The sequence below is a fragment of the Nostoc sp. 'Lobaria pulmonaria (5183) cyanobiont' genome (assembly GCF_002949795.1).
Lineage (GTDB): Bacteria > Cyanobacteriota > Cyanobacteriia > Cyanobacteriales > Nostocaceae > Nostoc.
Map to the genome: position 1 here is coordinate 976415 of NZ_CP026692.1, position 16764 is coordinate 993178.

Here is a 16764-nt window from a genome sequence, read left to right on the forward strand (position 1 = left end):
CGTACTTACTACTCGTATCGATAAATTGTTAAGCTCAGAGATAGGACAATAATCCAATGATCATGACCATAGTACGTAAATTTACAGCCGTTTTTTTAGCTATGAGTTTGTGCCTGACAACTGTAGCCTGTGGGGCAGGAGAGCAAAATACCACTACCCCTCCAGCTAAGAACGTTAGCCAAACTTCTACTAACACTAAATTGAGTGACGGGCAGTATCAAATACAACAAGCTACTTATGACGATGCAACTGGTGAGTATAGCCTGTTTTTACTTAACAATAATCCCCCAACCTTTGCAACCGAAAATTTGCAAATGGCACGGTTAACCGATGATGAAATCAAGCAAGGTAAGAAAACCTATCTAAAGGTAGAAAAAGGACAACCGATTTTATATCTGACGGAAGACTTTAAAATTGAGTACGTCCACAACGTTACCGAGAATAAAACTAATCCCCAAACAGGACAACAAGAGACGATTGTAGTCCGTCGAGAAAATAACTTCTGGGCACCATTTGCTGGGTCTGTGGCTGGTAGCTTGGCGGGACAGGCAATTGGTAGTATGTTGTTTAGACCCCAGTATTATGTACCCCCTGCCTATTACCCAGGACAAGGATTAAGTGGCTTTGGTGGATATGGTGGAAGCTATGGCCAAGCAATTCAAAGCTACCAAACTCGCTATAATGCGCCACCCGCAGCCGTGACAAATCGCACTGCCTTCCGCAATACAGGGACAATTAGAAGGTCATATCCTGGAAATTCAAATATACGCAATACACCGCGTAGCACTACAGGTAATAACCGTCCTTCTGGTTCTGGTTTTGGTGGTAGTACCTTGCGACCCTCTGGTAGAGCCACTTCACCCAGACGCAATTCTGGTAGTGGTTTTGGTAGTGGGCGTAGTACAGCACCGCGCCGTTCAAGTGGTTTTGGCAGCAGACGCCGTTAGGAAATTCCAAGTTTAATAAATAGACTGCCTAACAAGTAAAGGTAGTTGTGCATAAAGAAGCCGGAGGGTAACAAGTCAAACCTCCGGCTTCTCTTTAATATCTATGCAATTTGTGAGGAGGAATTATTGATTATTCTGTTAAGTAATATGAAATACTAAATACAAATATTGCTAAGAGAACAGGAATCATTTTACTAAAGTCTATTCGCTTTTGTTGAACCATTTCTAAACAAGACATCGGAATCATCAGAGGCCAGAAGATAGTTGCTACCACAAACATCACAAACGATAAAAATTTATCTTCTGGATTGGAAGCAGAATGACGTAGGGAAAATATTAACCAATTCGTTAAAAAATAGCACGTCATTAATAAGTAACCAATAGTTAAAGTCAATTGGATCTGATTCACCGTGAGTACTCCTGAAGTTATGTGAGCTTCACTAATCATCATTCGTACAAAGTTATAACATATACAGTCGGAACCTCACCCCGTATTTGAGTAAAGCAAACACTTCCCTCTCCTTAGTAAGGAGAGGGGTTGGGGGTGAGGTTGAAAGATGTACTTCATGTAAACGAGAACTGCTACAGCTATAGCTATTAAAGCAATAATTAAGCGGTCTTAAAAAATCGAATAATTTCGCGGACATGATCGAGAAATTGCCCATCGGTAGAAAGTTGCGCGATCGCATTTCTGGCTTCTCTCCCCAAACGCTCATGTTCTGTTTGATTTGTCGCCCGTAATTCTTCTAAATTAGCCGCAATTCGGGCTAAATCTCTACGAGTTTCTTCGGCAAAACGTTGTTGAGTTGCAGATAAGGAATAGGGTTGTTCAGGATTGAGTTGATCTTCCAATGACTGGATTTTTTGTTCCAATATAGAGAAGCGATCGCGCAGTTCAAAAATATCTTCGCGCGGATACTTCCATTCTTGGCGAATCATCGCTAACCGCGCATATAAATACTCATAAGCCCGAATCGCTGGACGCAAAATTGTTAATAACAAAGCTGCACCAGAACTTATATACCCAACCGTACTAATACCAGTGGCAGCAAGGGTATAAAGACCAACCGTAGAGAATAAGTGTAAAGCAATGGCAACCCAGAGCGATCGCTTTGCCAACACTGTCACATACTTCACTTGTTTCTCATCAACTGGAATTCCTTTCTCAGTTGATTGTGCTGCTTCTGCTAAAACTTCTTTGGCTTGAAAATGCACATTCCACGGTACGGTGACAATTACCAATAGCCACCAAAAACTAGCACCACCAATCACCCAATCAAGAAAGTTACCTGTAGGTATGTGCAACCATTGCAGTAAGCCAAAAGCCACCAGCACCGGAACCACTATTCCAATAATGGAACCGATGAAAAAGTTGATATACATCTTACCCTGTCTCCGGTGAAACTATACCTCGATCATGACTGTACCCTAGCAGTTATACGTAAATGCTTGTGATGGTTTTTTGAATAGCACATATCCCACTGTGCGGAATTCAAACCTCAAAAATTTTTGTGTTCAGAATCCTTGTGATAGTTTTTCTAATAGCACATATTCCACTGTACTTCATTCAAAAAATTTCAATTCATCAAGCAAAACTTAGATAAAAAGCAATCGTACAGTATTGTTACCAATTGTCAACTAGCTATTGGTAGATTGACAATTTTATCTTTTATAAGATACTTTTACGACTAAGTATTTAAATATACTCACAAATAAAATAAAAATTAAACAGTAAGATACCTTAGTTATCACTTGATACCTCAGTTTCTGTATAACTCCAGTAATTAATAATTTCTAATAAATCCCTATGTCAATCTTTTTTTTTAATCAAAAAATTCCTAAATTATTCACCAAATTATCAGTTGCAACAGCTAAAACCGCCTTCAGCTTAATATTATTATTCAAAATTGATTCTGCTCAAGCCTTTGCAGCTAAATTCAACATCGACCCCAGTGCAAGTATTATTTCCTCATATACATTTAGTCCTGATAGCGTACCTTTTTCTCTAACAGATTTGGGAATTAATTCAGGGGACACAATTAAACTGGAACGGTTTGGCAGTTTTTCACCCTTTGGTGATCCGACTGACGAATATTTTGGTGCAATGTGGGCTACTTTCAGTATTGACAATAAATTGCTACCAAGCAGCGGAACGTATAATGGCGCAACGACTGATAGAGTTCCTGGTGCTATTAATGCAATTCTTCCTAATGGTTGTCTTCCATTTCAGTGTTTAAACAATAGTATTTTTTACATATCACGTGTAGATTTTAATGGTGCTATTGTGCAAGTTCCCATCGATGCAAAATTTATATTTATTGGTGCTGCCGATAGTTCATTTGCTGATAATGTAGACTCGAATAAAGACTTTGCTGTAGGTATCAATTCTGTATCTACTGCTAGTGTTCCTGAACCCAATTTTGTGTCAGCTTTACTGGCATTTGGTGTTTGCGCTACTGGTTTGCAATTCTTACGCAACCAGAAAAAAGCACTTTGAGGACACAGTTTTACTCAATTAAATAACTACGCCAAATTGATTGACTATCTTTACTACCTTTTTCTGCAAGCAGCAATCGCCAAGTTTTACCTTCTTGCTGAATTTGTAGATAAACATCAAAGGGTTTTTTTGGTTGCGTCAAGCGCCGTTTTGGCAGTTTAACAATCAAGTCGTAGGTTCCCCGAACGCGGAAAGCTGGTAAATTGTCAATCGTCAGGGGTTGTTCCTGGGTAATTGATAACCGCTTAATTTCAAATCCTTGAAAATCTAAATCTAACTGTTGGCTAAGTTTTTGTTGAGTTTGTTCTAGCCCAAATGCGATCGCTTTTTGCACTAAATCGCTAGTTGGTAGCAGTCCAATACTGCCACAAGCTGTCACTAGCACCAGCAATATTGTTATCAAAACTAACCGCACCATGTTATTCCTGAGATTTCACTTATCAGCGATAGTATAACTGTAGTTTCTCTCAATTTTCTCATCTATCATGCCAAAACAGTCTATAGGCCTTGATAACCAACTCTACAATTATCTTTTATCCGTTTCGCTGCGAGAACCAGAGATTCTTGGAAAGTTGCGTCAAGAAACCGCCAACCATCCCCGGAGTGGAATGCAGATTTCACCAGAACAAGGGCAATTTATGAGCCTTCTGGTGCAGTTGATTGGAGCGAAGAAAACCCTAGAAGTTGGAGTTTTTACGGGTTATAGCTCACTTTCTGTAGCTTTGGCACTACCGGCTGATGGCCAGATTATCGCTTGTGATGTGAGTGAAGAATTTACTGCGATCGCTCGGCGGTATTGGCAAGAAGCTGGGGTTGCCGATAAAATCGATTTACGATTGGCACCAGCTTTGGAAACTTTAGAGCGGCTATTGGCAACTGGACAAGCCGAGACTTTTGATTTTGCCTTTATTGATGCTGATAAACAAAATTATGATGGATATTATGAGCGATCGCTACAATTAGTGCGTCCAGGTGGATTGATTGCAATTGATAATGTTTTATGGTCTGGACAAGTCGCTGACGAGCAAAATCAAGATGAAAGCACCCAAGCAATCCGGGCGTTCAACGAGAAGTTACATCATGACGAACGCATTAGCCTCTCCCTTGTCCCCATCGCTGATGGACTTACTTTAGCAATCAAGCGACCTTAATACAGCAAGAGCGCACAACTAACTGTGCGCCCTTATTACATATTCAACTTCTATATACTTAGAAGTTATAGCCAATTCCTAACTGTAATCCTACATCAGTATCATCCACAAAAGCAGCATTTACACCACCTGTTAGCGTAAGTTTAGAACCGAGAGGAAGGTCTACACCACCTGTTAACAGTAATCCAATATCAGTATCAGCATTAGCTTCAATTGCTATACCAGCACCGATGTAAGGAGATATAGCAAAGCTTCTTTCACCCACTGAACCTGCTCTACGGGGAGAAAAATCTAAAGTCACAGGAACTAAAAATACTGTATCGTCCCCAAAGATTACCGATGGTCGCACCGATATATTGTTTGTCAGGCCAAGTTTGCTGATCACTGTAAAGTTAGTGTCGCTCAGAGCTGTATCATCGCCACTCAAACCAATGTTACCACCAACTCCGATATAGCTTCTGCCACCACGAGTACTTCTACCTACGTTAACATCAGGTGTTGTACTTCCTGTTGGTGGCTGATTTAACTTACTGATGTTAACATCAGGCGGAATTAGGACTTGGTTAATTGCATGGATAATACCATTGCTAGCTTTCACGTCTGCCTGGAGAACTTTGGCATCATTCACCGAAACTTGACTACTGGCGGAATCAATTTTAATATTTACAGGTCTTCCTTCATCGGTTGTCAATTTTCCAGCTGAGAGTTGACTAGCAGTTACCGCACCCGGAACCACATGATATCTCAAAATCTTAACTAACGCTTCTCTATTCTCTGGTTGCTCTAACTGTTGTAAGGTAGCAGCAGGCAAAGCAGCAAATGCATCATTGGTGGGAGCGAAGACTGTATAAGGACCTGGCTGTTGAAGAACATCTGCTAGACCGGCTGTCTTTAATAAAGAAGTCAAAGTTGTAAAAGAACTACTGGATGCTGCTAGAGAAACAATATCAGTACTGACAGGAGTTCCAGCCACAACGTACTGACTAGCTGGAAGATTGCTAGCAATGGGTTGCACGCGTCCCTGTTTAACTAAAGCTTGATATAAAAGTGCTGCTGCTTCAGCACGAGTCAAAGACTGTTGGGGATTGAGTTGTTTTACATCCGGGTAGTTGACAACAAGATTACCTACTGTTGCTGCTGCCACACTGCCAACAGCATACTCTGGAATAGCTGAGGCATCGTTATAGAAATTAGTGAGAGTACTTGTATCACCACCAGTTAAACCTAAGCCACTACTTAAAGCAACGATCCCCTGCACTCTAGGAATTTCTTGATTTGGTCTAAACACGTTCCCAGGATAGCCTGCCAAAAATCCAGTTTCGTAAGCGCTTTGAATTGCAGCAGCCGCCCAGTAGTTAGCAGGAACATCACTAAATCCACCTGCACTTAATTGCCGAACTCGGTTTTGGTTACTGAAAGCTTTTTGAATCAAGGCAGCAAATTCAGCACGAGTCACAGGCTGATTTGGTCTATAAGTGCCATCAGGAAAGCCACTAATCACGTTATTCTCAGCTAGGGCTTGAATGAAGGGACGCGCCCAATAATCTGAGGAAACATCAGATAGGTTAACTGTTGAAGTAGGCGATGGTGTTGCAGGTGATGGTGTCTCAGGTGATGGTGTTGCAGGTGATGGTGTCTCAGGTGATGGTGTCGCAGGTGATGGTGTCTCAGGTGATGGTGTCGCAGATGGAACAGGAGTTTGAGATGAAGCTGGGGCAGAAATTACGATGGGAGTTATTGTAGCAGCTGTCATTCCCAGAACTAGCAAAGCAACCTTTGTTGATGACCAACGAGACAAACTAGACATGGAAATATCCTCTTTTCAATTTCTTGGGTTGACTATGTGGAAAATACTGGATGCAAGGTTAAGTGAATACAAATATCTAGATGATTATTTGGTTCGCCTCGACATGAAAACCAGAAATGAAACCTGTTAGCTCTGGAAAATTAAAACGCTGGACATTATGAGTAGCTGCTCTGATATCTCATAACGTTTATCCTCATGTGCACCACACATAGTATCGAATTCCTATTTTTTTAAGAACCGCAGAGCACACTAAAAATAAGCATGGCTCCTGTGGTAATTTAATATGTTGCAACAATAAAGAGAATTAATGCAAGTAGGCGATTTTATTCAGTTCTAAAATTGCAGTCAAGCAGTAAAATAATTGGCCTTTAATAGCCATCTCTTTATAATTGCCGAGGAGGGTTAATGCCGTCAAACTCAATGTATCATGATCTTTAGCAATATTTAAGAAATAAATTCAATCTTGGCGATATGGTGTATTGTTAATCTTTTACCCTGATTATACAACTAACTCAGGGCTGGATTTTGAAGAAAAACTTTCACTCTTTAGATAGTTGTCCTTGATGGTAAATTTTCAGATACTAGACCGGAAATTAGCGATCGCAATCAAAAATTTCGAGCCTGATTGTCCCAAGATTTTCGCCTAAGAATTATTTTTTTCCAAAAGACAATTTTATGAAAATGAACCCAAAGATAAACTAGAGTTTTTGGAAGATGTCTAATCGGTATCAATCTTGCTTACAACTCTTCTGGAGGTAAGGCAACAAATCCGGTTTTTAGTCCACGCTTAAACCCTGCATTTTCATAAAAGTTCAACGTCTCTTCGCGTTTTGAGCCACTCAGAAGCATCACTTTATAGCAATGTTGCTGCAATGCTAAAGCCAAGGCATAATCTAGCACCTGCCTACCAAATCCTTGTTGTCGATAATCGAGATGGGTGACAACATTTTCAATAATGCCGTACGGACGTGCGCCACGCGTCAAGTTGGGAACAATGGTTAAATTACATGTTGCTACTAACCGGTTATCAACATCAGCCACAATGTAATACAAACGGGGATCATGTAAAATCCCATCCCAGATAGATTGTAAAACATCATCAGCCGGTAGAGGCGCATTGACGGGGAATTCGTTATCACTGAGGTGGGTGTAGGGACGGATGAGAACACCGCTAAAGGTATGAAAGGCGATCGCTCCTGTAATATTAGGATGTGTAGTGATAAACTCGACAAGCGATGTCTACGACGGGCTACGCCTACGCACTTCTGTTTCAGATGTAGGATAGGGGCCAGCCCCCGATTGCTCAGATTCTTGCCGCCACAAAAATGGAAAATTTCGGTTTAAATCTAGCCCTTCTTTAGAACGCTGAATTTTAATCTCAACTCCGTCATAATTTTCTATATTTCCTTCTGGTACAGGACTTACGCAAAATCATGAAAAAACGAACCGCAAAGGACGCAAAGGACACAAAGGAATAAGGTTTCAGAGAATTATTGCGTAAGTCCTATGGTAGTACCCGATAATACTGACCACCTATTTCTGTTGGTTCGCGCCGCACCAGCAGCCGGGGTTCAGTAGAGCAGACTTTCCAAGCCCCATTAGCATCGGGGATTCGCATCAGTAAAATCCGACCATCGCCATCGATATCTTCCATTACTAACCCATCGTTGCCTTCGTCATCGTGGGGATAAGGACGAGTACCGGAGCGAATAAATTTCGGTTTGTCAGCCAATGCCAACTCAGCACCATCAGGATTGACACGGGGCAAATGTAGAAGGTGCGGGTATCTAAACAACGGGTAATTTCTGAGTGAGTACCGTAAGCTGTAACTAATGTTTGCAAGAGATATAGACAAACACTTGATGGTGCGAGTTCAGTGGCGTGAATATTGCCATCAACCCAGACGGCAGGTTTTTCTTGATGTGCGCCAGTGGCAAAGTTAGTTACTGTCAATAGCCAGATGTCACGTCCTTCGTAACTCTTGCCAATGCTTTCTATGCGTACTAGTTGGGGAAATTCCTTTGCATAACTGTGTACAATGCGTGTTAAGTCTTCATAACGATAGTATTTATCAAACCGAACATCTGGCATAATAAACCTCTCAGTACGAATTATTTTAAACCTATTGCCGTTTCAATTCTTGTATCAATAAGCTGACAACGCTTACTAGCTTCTCTGCTAAAAACAAGTATCTGGCTAATTTTATGGCTGGAATAGAATGTCCAAAATCAAAAATTGCTTGTGACTAAGTTTCAAAGTATTAACTAGGCTTACCCATAATCGTGAATGCTGCCCAGTAGTAAGGATGGTTATAAAGATTTTTATCTGATGCCATTTTACTATTTCTATATAGTTGTGTCGCTAAATAAGTTTGAATTCTTACTTCCTCTGGATGCAGATTATTCAAAACATCTTCATACCATTTTGTCAGTTCTCCAGCAGTTAGTTCTTTCAGCCATCGTGTTGCTTCAGCTAAGGCAGTAACTGCTGATTTATTGGGCTGTAATCGTCGGTAAAACTCGATCATCACCAAGGCACTAGCCGAAGATTCTACACTCCAGAGAGTACTTACTACATGAGGTACGCCCTGAGTGACAAAACCACTGACTAAATTCACATATTCGCTGCTAATAGTGTAGTTGTTAGTACTTAAATTTTCACAGGCCGAGAGGGTAATAAGGTTGTAACTATCTAGATTTTGTTGGCAGATTTCATCGAGAGTAAGTCTGTCTTCACCCGCTAATGCTAATTCTGATTTTTTAGGTTCAGCTAGATTATTAGTGACATAACCCGTAAAATGCAAGATATTATAATTATCAGATAAGGCATTTTCAACAATACTTTTTGTAGCTTCTGCTCCCTGAATTCGTTGGATATTATTGAACATCTGACTAACAATTTCAGACTCCAGTTTGGCAAATTTTAGTGGGGGATAACCTGTACTTTCAGGATGTTCTACACTGAGCAATAACTTATTTTGCCACTGCCAAATATCCTCAGTTCTGATTGATAAACCTATTTTGGCACTAGGTAGATAGGTAAAGCTGAAATTTGATTCCACATTCGGTAACTCTTCTGGTGATGGCGAAGAAAGATGGAAAAGTGTATGAATGGGCAATCTGTACAAGTCCCGGTGAGGAATTAAGACCAGTTGGGTGATACCTTCGAGTTCCTGGGTAATTGTGGAAATATTCAGGATTTCATACAGTTGCAACAGTTTCTCTTCCATATCAACTCGCCAAGAATGCTGACTTTTACTTTCTTTGTCGTGGGCTGTGCTGCGATATTCTTGGTATTGTTGATGCCAATCTTCTAGCCAAATTTCAAATTCAATTAGGCGTTGCACTGCTTCGGGTAGAGGCAATTCATTTAGACGGATAACATCTTCTCCTAAAGGTATTACTCCAGCATCTTGCATGGGTGTAAACAGGAGAATTGGTGATGGAGCTTGGTCTTTGAGAATAAAAGTATGTAGGGCAACAGGACTAATATGCCAGTAAATAATTGCTGTTGTGGGATTGAATAGTTGTTGAATTGCGCCATAATAAGGCGAGTATATATTATCATTCCAACCAGAAAGCAGCCAGTTTAAACAAGCATTTTTACCTTGTTCGGCAATTTCCCAAGCTTCTACTAAATCACCCGATTCCACAGCTAAATCAACTGCCAATTGCTCGAAGCCGGCAAATTTTAGAGCTAGCTGTTTTTTACTTTCGTCTGAGCGAGTTTCTTCACTCAGTAATTGTCGCAATAAATCTGTCCCACGTTGCAGCAATTCTTGAACTTGTGTGGTTTGTCCCAAACCCATCAACACTTTGCTTAGAGATTGCAAAACCTCTAAGTGCAACTGGGGAAAATATTCTAGTGTCAAGGTTAACAGCGCTTGATGGTACTCAGATGCAGCTTTGCGCCAATAATCGCGGGGATTAGTATGTTTTTTGCCTTGCTCGTAGTAAGTATTAGCGATCGCAAAATGCAATCTACCCCAACCTTCTGGATGGGTATCTGTCCGCAGATGCTTTAACCCTTCTTCGTAGCTGGCTAATTTTCCTTCGTAGCCACCCTGTTGTAGGGTGGGATTTGTCACTATGAGACTACTCGACAAATTCCGCAAGGCGTCAGAATCTACTAAATTACTGATCGCAGTTCCCCGACCAATCCAAGCTTCCCAATAATCCTGTTTAATTTGCAAAGCCTGATCATAACAGGCGATCGCTTCGGCAAATTGTTCTAAATAAAACAGTGCTACTGCCTGATTATACCAAGCTAAATGGAAGTCGGGTTTAATGGCGATCGCTTGCTGATAAGAGGCGATCGCTTCTTGTCTACGTCCTAAATTGTCTAATGCTATACCTCGGTTGTACCAAGCTAAGTAGAAGTCGGCTTGAACTGAAAGTGCTTTGTCCCAGGAGGCGATCGCTTCTGACCATCTTCTTAAATTAAACAGCACTACACCCCGATCTATCCAAACTTCGTGGTACTCTGGGTCAATTTCTATAGCTCTGTCATAAGATATAATCGCCTCAGCAAATTGTTCGCTGACAGCTAGGGCTATGCCTCGGTGATACCAGTTTTCCTGGTCTTCTGGTTCGAGTTGCAGTGCTTGGTCATAACTAGCAATAGCTTCTGGTAGCCAACCTAATTTCAGCAGTGCCAAACCCTTGCTAGACCACGCTTCTTGATAGTCTGGCTTGATTTCTATAGCTTTGTCAAAAGAAGCGATCGCTTCTTCAAAATATCCTAATTCTCCGAGAGTTCCACCCCGGTTGTACCAAGCTTTGTAAAAGTCTGGTTTCAGTTCTATGGCTGTTTGGTAAGAGGCGATCGCTTCATCAAAACGTTCTAAATGGAACAGCGTCAAGCCTCGATTAAACCAATATTCGGAAAATTCGGGTTGCATTTCAATGGCTTGGTCATAAGATGCGATCGCGCCTAACAAATCGCCTGTTTTCGCTTGGCTTAGACCTTGGTAAAACCACCCTTGAGCATCAGTAATCGGATTATCGCTATGTCGCTCAATAATATCAGGGGAATTAGTGCTTTGAACTGCCAAATCAGAAGCAAGTTGCTGGACTAAATTGGTACTTTGATCCAACCTCACCCACAACTCATCTAAAGTATTAGCCACATTCGGCTCTAAATTCGTCAAAGTGTTATCCCAGGTTTCCACCGAGGAAGACGTTGCTAATTCAGTCCTTTGTCTAGTGGAAAGGAGATTTGCTGGTGTTGTAATTTGAACAACTTCTTCTTCATCGAACCTAAGTTGGGTTAACAAGCTGATTGAATCTTCCCCTGCCGGGAGAGGGATATTTTCTGGTATTGTGGTTTGGGCGTCTTCCCTTTCATATTCCCATACCAGTTCCTCTAAGTTTTCGGGCGATCTCTCTTCAAAAGAGGCATTTTGGGGGGCTGACGTTATTGGTTCAACATCTGGCTCTTCATACTCCCATAATTGCTCGCCAAAGCTACGGATTAGCCCTTGTCCGGGGGAAGTTGGGAGAATTTCTTCATCGGTTGTAGTTTCTACCACATCTGGCTCTTCGTACTCCCATAACTGCTCGCCTAAATCGCGGAGCAGTTCTTGCCCAGGAGTACTTTCTATTACATCTGGCTCTTCGTACTCCCATAACTGCTCGCCCAAATCGCGGAGTAGTTCTTGCCCAGGAGTACTTTCTACATCATCTTGTGCCTGATTGTCCTGATATTCTATCTCTGTAGGTAAGTTTTGCATTAGCCGAATGCCAATGTCATAAGCAACTTCTCCAATTCTGCCAACACCAAGTTCCCCCAATTGCACCATCTGTGTTGCTAAAAGAGGATTTGGTGTAGGTGAAGCTAGCAAGCTTTCACCAAACATCACCAACCAGTCTATCCAACGTTCAGCCGGAATGCGATTTTCGATCCGTTGCAGATACCTCAATGCCCACTGTCGTCCTCGTGCTTGATGCACGCCTTCTAACAATTGGATAAACAATTGTTCCAGATCCGCATTGGTTAGTTCTGGTAGTATCCCCACCAGAGTGCGTCCTCTCGAACCCTTGAGAGAACTATTCTGTTTACTTGCAATGAGGCGCTTTAAAAACCTTTTAAGCGACTGCGATATCCGCCTGAGCATCTGCCACACTCTTGGATTTTGTTTTTCTAGATTGTAGCCATCGTTGTGTTAAAAAAATCATCAATTACGTAAAAATCCATTAGATTCGCACAGCGCTTCCGTAGCAGGTTAGCAAAAAATATACAAATCTTCAAAAGCATAGCATTACAACGTAACAATTCCCAGATTTAACTCTTGAATTTGACTCTTGGTAAGCAGTTAATTTTCAGTTTGCTCTGTAGTCGGTTGACCACCAGGATATAACTGACTAATTAATGCTTGGACAAGCACTTGTGGATCGTCTGTTTCAACGGCAAGCTGTTGAGCAATCTGCTGACGTAAATTTTCATCCTCCTGCAACATCACAAACAACTGTTCTAGAGTGACAGTTTGGTATTCTCCCTCTGGGGGGTTCTCTGGTGCATCTGGTGACTCTGATACTGGGGCAGCTACCTCAGAGGGCAAAGGAGTGCTAAAAGCATCTGGCCCTTCATATTCCCAAATTGGTTCGCCTTCATTGCGTGTCAACAACTGCATCCCGATATTATAAGCAACATCTCCAATTTCTCCGATGCCCAACTCACCCAATTGCACTAACCGCGCAGCCATTTCATTATTTGGTGTCGGAGATGCTAGCAATCTGTCGCCAAAGCGCCCTAACCACTCAACCCAGTCTTCAGTTGTGATGCGATGTTCGATATTATGCAGCCACTTCTGTGCCCATGCTTCCCCTCGTGCTTGATGTACTCCTTGCAACAGTTCGTTGAAGAGAAATTCCAGATCCGTATCGCTTAAGGGTGGTGCTGGTTCTTTTTGGACATTTCCCCGATATTTTGAGGTAGTCTGTTTTCCACCAAACAAGCTCTGAAAAAGCTTTTTGAGCCATTGAAATAGCCGCTTGAGCATCTGCTGCACCATCGAGTTTTACTTATCTATAAAATTGTAGCGATCGCACTGGACTATGGCGTTAGTTCAGTCAATAAAACGTATAGACAGGAAATCTCTTTTTTCCTCTAGTGCATTATTGGGGAGCCAGCGCGGTCTTCTCCCAAAGAGAGACGCTAGCCCCTTCTCTACGAGACGCTCCGTGAACGCGGAGCGTCTCGTAGAGAAGGGGGTTTCCCCCATGAGCGACTGGCGTCATTGGGCAGAGAGGAAAAACTCACAGCAACTTTCCCCTCTGCTCCTCTGCTCATCTGCTTTGTTCTATTCTGTGAGGTTTAATAGTTAATCGTGGAAGTGTTGAGATTTATTAAGAAGACATTATGAAATATTGGCGACTGTTAGCTAGCGGCAATGTTTAATAATTTAGACTAGGCGATAGTCATATTGACTCGTACGATCATATCGTTGAAATCTTTGTCACCACCACTTGCTAAATCCTCAAAGCCAAAAACGTTATTCCCTAACAAGCGAATGTGATCTACTTTATCAGTGTTAGCTCCCAAAAATGGGAAGTAAACTGCTGGATCGTTATTTGGATTGCTATCAAGTAAAGCATCAGGCGTACCATTAGTAATAATAAATGGTACAAAGATAGAATCTGGCTGGAAAGTTCCTGTGGAAGTTGCACTACCTTGGTTATTAACTGTCAAGTCAATGCCTGCAACCCGCCCCCGAACTGCGGCTTCAGTATAACCAGCCTGTCCGGTGAGAATATCTGCTTTACCATCTGAGTTGGTGTCAATGCCACCATTTTCATCAGCTACTTGATAGAAGCCGATGAAATTATTGAAAGCCGCTTCTCTGTTGACGATAAAATCAGCTTTTACCTGACTTGTGACACCGCGCAAATCAATCACTTCTCCTTGGGGGTTTGCTTGCAGATTTGTACCCAGAGGTAATGAATCATTTGTGGACTGAATTTTTACCACCAGATTATTGAAGTCAGCAGCGTTATTACCAGAGCCATCTTTCCACGCAAGGGAAAAGTCATCATTCCCCAAATCTGTAATCTTTTGCGTTAAAGGATCGGAAAATAGTATGTCTGTGAATGAAGTTACTCCAGTCCGTACAGCATCAGTTGTGCTATTTTTCACCAAATAAAATCTGAAATTATCACCGGAGTTAAATTCCAACAGATGTGTCAAATTGTCGGTATTAAACCCATTGGGAAGATTGGCAATAGCAGAGAAAATTACCTTAGCTCGGTCTAAAGCTGCTTGGGCATAACCTGCTGCGCCTGGAGCAATACCATTGATATTACCTTGAGCATCGTCAACGGTAAACACTCCTAGTTCATTTACAAGATTAGAGCTTTGTCCGGTGAGAGTAACTTGAAGTTTTGATTTGCTACTGCTATTAGAGATTTTAAAGATATCATCCGCAATTTTTGAAAGCTTGAAGGTAGGTGTGCCGTTATTGGGTTCGACAGCTAATGCAAATGTGTCAGTGGCACTTACACCATCATTATCTTTAGCTTGTACCTCAATTGTCAGATTGACAACATCGGCGTTAGTTGGTGTACCGCTAAATGTGCGCGTAGCCGCATTGAATTTTAGCCAGTTAGGTAGATTACTGCCATCTTGTAGAGTTGCTGAGTAACTCAGACTATCATCTGCATCTACATCAATAAAGGTATTGTCATCAAAAGTAAAGCTGAAAGCTGTATCTTGTTTAGCTATTTGATCAGCGATCGCATTTTGTAAGGTGGGTGGATGATTTATGTTGTCTACCTTTAAAGCAAAATTAGCAATGACTGTTTGATCTGATGTATCAGTTGCTGTCAATTTAATATTGAGAACACTGACATCAGCCTTAGTTGGTGTACCGCTAAATGTGCGCGTAGCTGCATTGAATTTATTAGAACTCTTGCATAAATATTTTGTAGTATAATTAAGGGTTATTTTATTTTCAATTTAGGGACATTAAAATAGTAAGAGATTATGATTTTCTTCTAACAAGTATTATCTGGCGATCGCTAGTCAATAAGATGGCAGTAAACATCACTTCAGTTATTGATTAATACTGAAATTATTGGATTAATTAGATTTTTTTATCCAATTTATATCCGATTTATATGGCTAATTCGTGATTATAAATTCCCGCAATTAAATTCGATCTTAACCCAAAACGTCGATGACGATTTCGATATCTATCAGACAAAATTTTAAATATCTTTAAACGACGATTTACGTGTTCAACAACAATTCTTAATCGATTGAGTTCCCGATTGTATTTTTTCTGTTCTTTCGTCAACTTTTTTCCTTTCGGTTTTTTAATTGGTGTTTCACTTAATTGATGAATTTTAGCAATTCCTTGATAGCCTTTATCCGCTATTACCTTAACTAATTATCCAAATTTTATTCCACTATTTTTAAATAAGCGAAAATCAGGGATTTTTCCCTTATCATGCCCCAAACAGATGATTTGGCTGCTTTTTTGGTAGATTACTACCTGCGTTTTTAAAGTATGTTCTCCCTGTTTTCCGCTAAAAAATCCTTTTTGACCTTTCTGAGGTTTTTCAATTGGACTCTCGGTAACATCCATTACGACTAAACCTTCCTCAGATGATATTTTCCATAATTGTTTTTTCCCTGGTAGACTAAACTTTCTGGACTTAATTAAAATATTTTCGATTTTAAAAACTATTCGGCAAACCGCAGATTCTGAAAGCTCAAAATCTAATCCAATGTGATAGTAAGTGCGGTACTCTCTCCAATATTGGATGACCATTAAAACTTGGTCTTCAATAATTAATTTAGGACGGCGACCAGGCTTCTTCTTCTTTTGAGCATCAGCTTTAACTACATCAACCATTAATTCAAAGGTTTTACGGCTCACTCCAGTCATTCGCTTAAATTTTTTTGCAGTAAGCTGCTTGGCTTTCTCTATTTTCACTGCTCCTCAAAGTCCTAATCACAAATTGCCAAAACCCTAATCATACCACAAAACACTTTTACAAGAGTTCTTATTTAAAAGCACACGGAAATAGCGTCCTGATTCTTTGTAAAATAAAGACAAATACTATACAATTGCTACTGTTATGCAACGCCTGAAAATCTTTAACTAAAGAAACCTCAAAATGTTAGTTTATGTAGCCTCAGCCTCCAAGTCACAAGTTATTAGGAGTAGTTTTAAAAAGCATTTTTTTTGTAGTTTATGTAAATCTAACGATACTTTCTCTTTTCAACTACAGTATAAACATTTAAAAAACTGCGTTTTTGTTCTAAGTCTAGTTTGAGTATATATAGGACTTACGCACTGAAGCCTGAAACGTAGATCCCCCTAGCTCCTTAAGGAGGTTGGAGGATGTGAGTGCGTAAGTC

The 16764-nt window shown here is 40.8% G+C and carries 14 protein-coding genes and 1 pseudogene; 3 read left to right on the forward strand and 12 right to left on the reverse strand.

Features of this window, described 5'->3' with window-relative positions; translation table 11 throughout:
• Positions 1-56 precede the first annotated feature (56 nt).
• Positions 57-947: a hypothetical protein gene (locus NLP_RS04145; RefSeq protein WP_104905277.1), complete on the forward strand. Its 891-nt coding sequence runs from the start codon at positions 57-59 to the stop codon at positions 945-947.
• 130 nt (positions 948-1077) lie between these two features.
• Here NLP_RS04145 and NLP_RS04150 read toward each other — a convergent pair whose 3' ends face one another.
• Both NLP_RS04150 and NLP_RS04155 read right to left on the reverse strand, forming a co-directional pair.
• On the reverse strand, positions 1078-1356 hold the full coding sequence (locus NLP_RS04150; RefSeq protein WP_104909770.1) for a hypothetical protein: 279 nt from the start codon (positions 1354-1356) through the stop codon (positions 1078-1080).
• 200 nt (positions 1357-1556) lie between these two features.
• Entirely contained in the window at positions 1557-2330 is a 774-nt protein-coding gene (locus NLP_RS04155; protein WP_104905278.1) for a hypothetical protein, read from the reverse strand.
• A 424-nt stretch (positions 2331-2754) separates the two neighbouring features.
• Here NLP_RS04155 and NLP_RS04160 point away from each other — a divergent pair, with 424 nt between their 5' ends.
• Entirely contained in the window at positions 2755-3444 is a 690-nt protein-coding gene (locus NLP_RS04160; protein WP_104905279.1) for a hypothetical protein, read from the forward strand.
• Positions 3445-3454: 10 nt separating this feature from the next.
• On the opposite strand, the gene NLP_RS04165 is transcribed toward NLP_RS04160, so the two are convergent.
• Positions 3455-3862 (reverse strand): hypothetical protein, encoded by a 408-nt coding sequence (locus NLP_RS04165; RefSeq protein ID WP_104905280.1) that lies wholly within the window; start codon positions 3860-3862, stop codon positions 3455-3457.
• Positions 3863-3929: 67 nt separating this feature from the next.
• Between NLP_RS04165 and NLP_RS04170 the strand changes: the two genes are divergently transcribed.
• Positions 3930-4595 (forward strand): class I SAM-dependent methyltransferase, encoded by a 666-nt coding sequence (locus NLP_RS04170; protein WP_104905281.1) that lies wholly within the window; start codon positions 3930-3932, stop codon positions 4593-4595.
• Between the two features lie 58 nt (positions 4596-4653).
• Here NLP_RS04170 and NLP_RS04175 read toward each other — a convergent pair whose 3' ends face one another.
• The 9 genes and pseudogenes from NLP_RS04175 to NLP_RS04205 form a co-directional block, all read right to left on the reverse strand.
• A complete protein-coding gene (locus NLP_RS04175; RefSeq protein ID WP_104905282.1) occupies positions 4654-6402 on the reverse strand; it encodes a fasciclin domain-containing protein in 1749 nt (582 codons plus the stop codon).
• Positions 6403-7140: 738 nt separating this feature from the next.
• Positions 7141-7623: a GNAT family N-acetyltransferase gene (locus NLP_RS04180; protein WP_325034751.1), complete on the reverse strand. Its 483-nt coding sequence runs from the start codon at positions 7621-7623 to the stop codon at positions 7141-7143.
• Positions 7624-7641: 18 nt separating this feature from the next.
• Positions 7642-7803, reverse strand: coding sequence for a M14 family zinc carboxypeptidase (locus NLP_RS35970; RefSeq protein WP_199784842.1), 162 nt, complete (start codon positions 7801-7803; stop codon positions 7642-7644).
• A gap of 103 nt (positions 7804-7906) precedes the next feature.
• Positions 7907-8134 carry a hypothetical protein gene (locus tag NLP_RS32755; RefSeq protein ID WP_158680275.1) on the reverse strand — a complete coding sequence of 76 codons (228 nt, stop codon included), beginning with the start codon at positions 8132-8134 and terminating at the stop codon, positions 7907-7909.
• The gene (locus tag NLP_RS04185; protein ID WP_104905284.1) at positions 8059-8493 is read right to left on the reverse strand and encodes a M14 family zinc carboxypeptidase; all 435 of its coding nucleotides are present in this window, start codon (positions 8491-8493) and stop codon (positions 8059-8061) included. The genes NLP_RS32755 and NLP_RS04185 overlap by 76 nt, the downstream gene beginning before the upstream one ends.
• A gap of 169 nt (positions 8494-8662) precedes the next feature.
• Positions 8663-12517 carry a CHAT domain-containing protein gene (locus tag NLP_RS04190; protein WP_104905285.1) on the reverse strand — a complete coding sequence of 1285 codons (3855 nt, stop codon included), beginning with the start codon at positions 12515-12517 and terminating at the stop codon, positions 8663-8665.
• Positions 12518-12715: 198 nt separating this feature from the next.
• Positions 12716-13402 carry a hypothetical protein gene (locus NLP_RS04195; RefSeq protein ID WP_104909771.1) on the reverse strand — a complete coding sequence of 229 codons (687 nt, stop codon included), beginning with the start codon at positions 13400-13402 and terminating at the stop codon, positions 12716-12718.
• Positions 13403-13809: 407 nt separating this feature from the next.
• The gene (locus NLP_RS04200) at positions 13810-15354 is read right to left on the reverse strand and encodes a putative Ig domain-containing protein (protein WP_104905286.1); all 1545 of its coding nucleotides are present in this window, start codon (positions 15352-15354) and stop codon (positions 13810-13812) included.
• Between the two features lie 157 nt (positions 15355-15511).
• Positions 15512-16336 (reverse strand): annotated as a pseudogene (locus NLP_RS04205) (IS5 family transposase).
• Between the last annotated feature and the right edge of the window lie 428 nt (positions 16337-16764).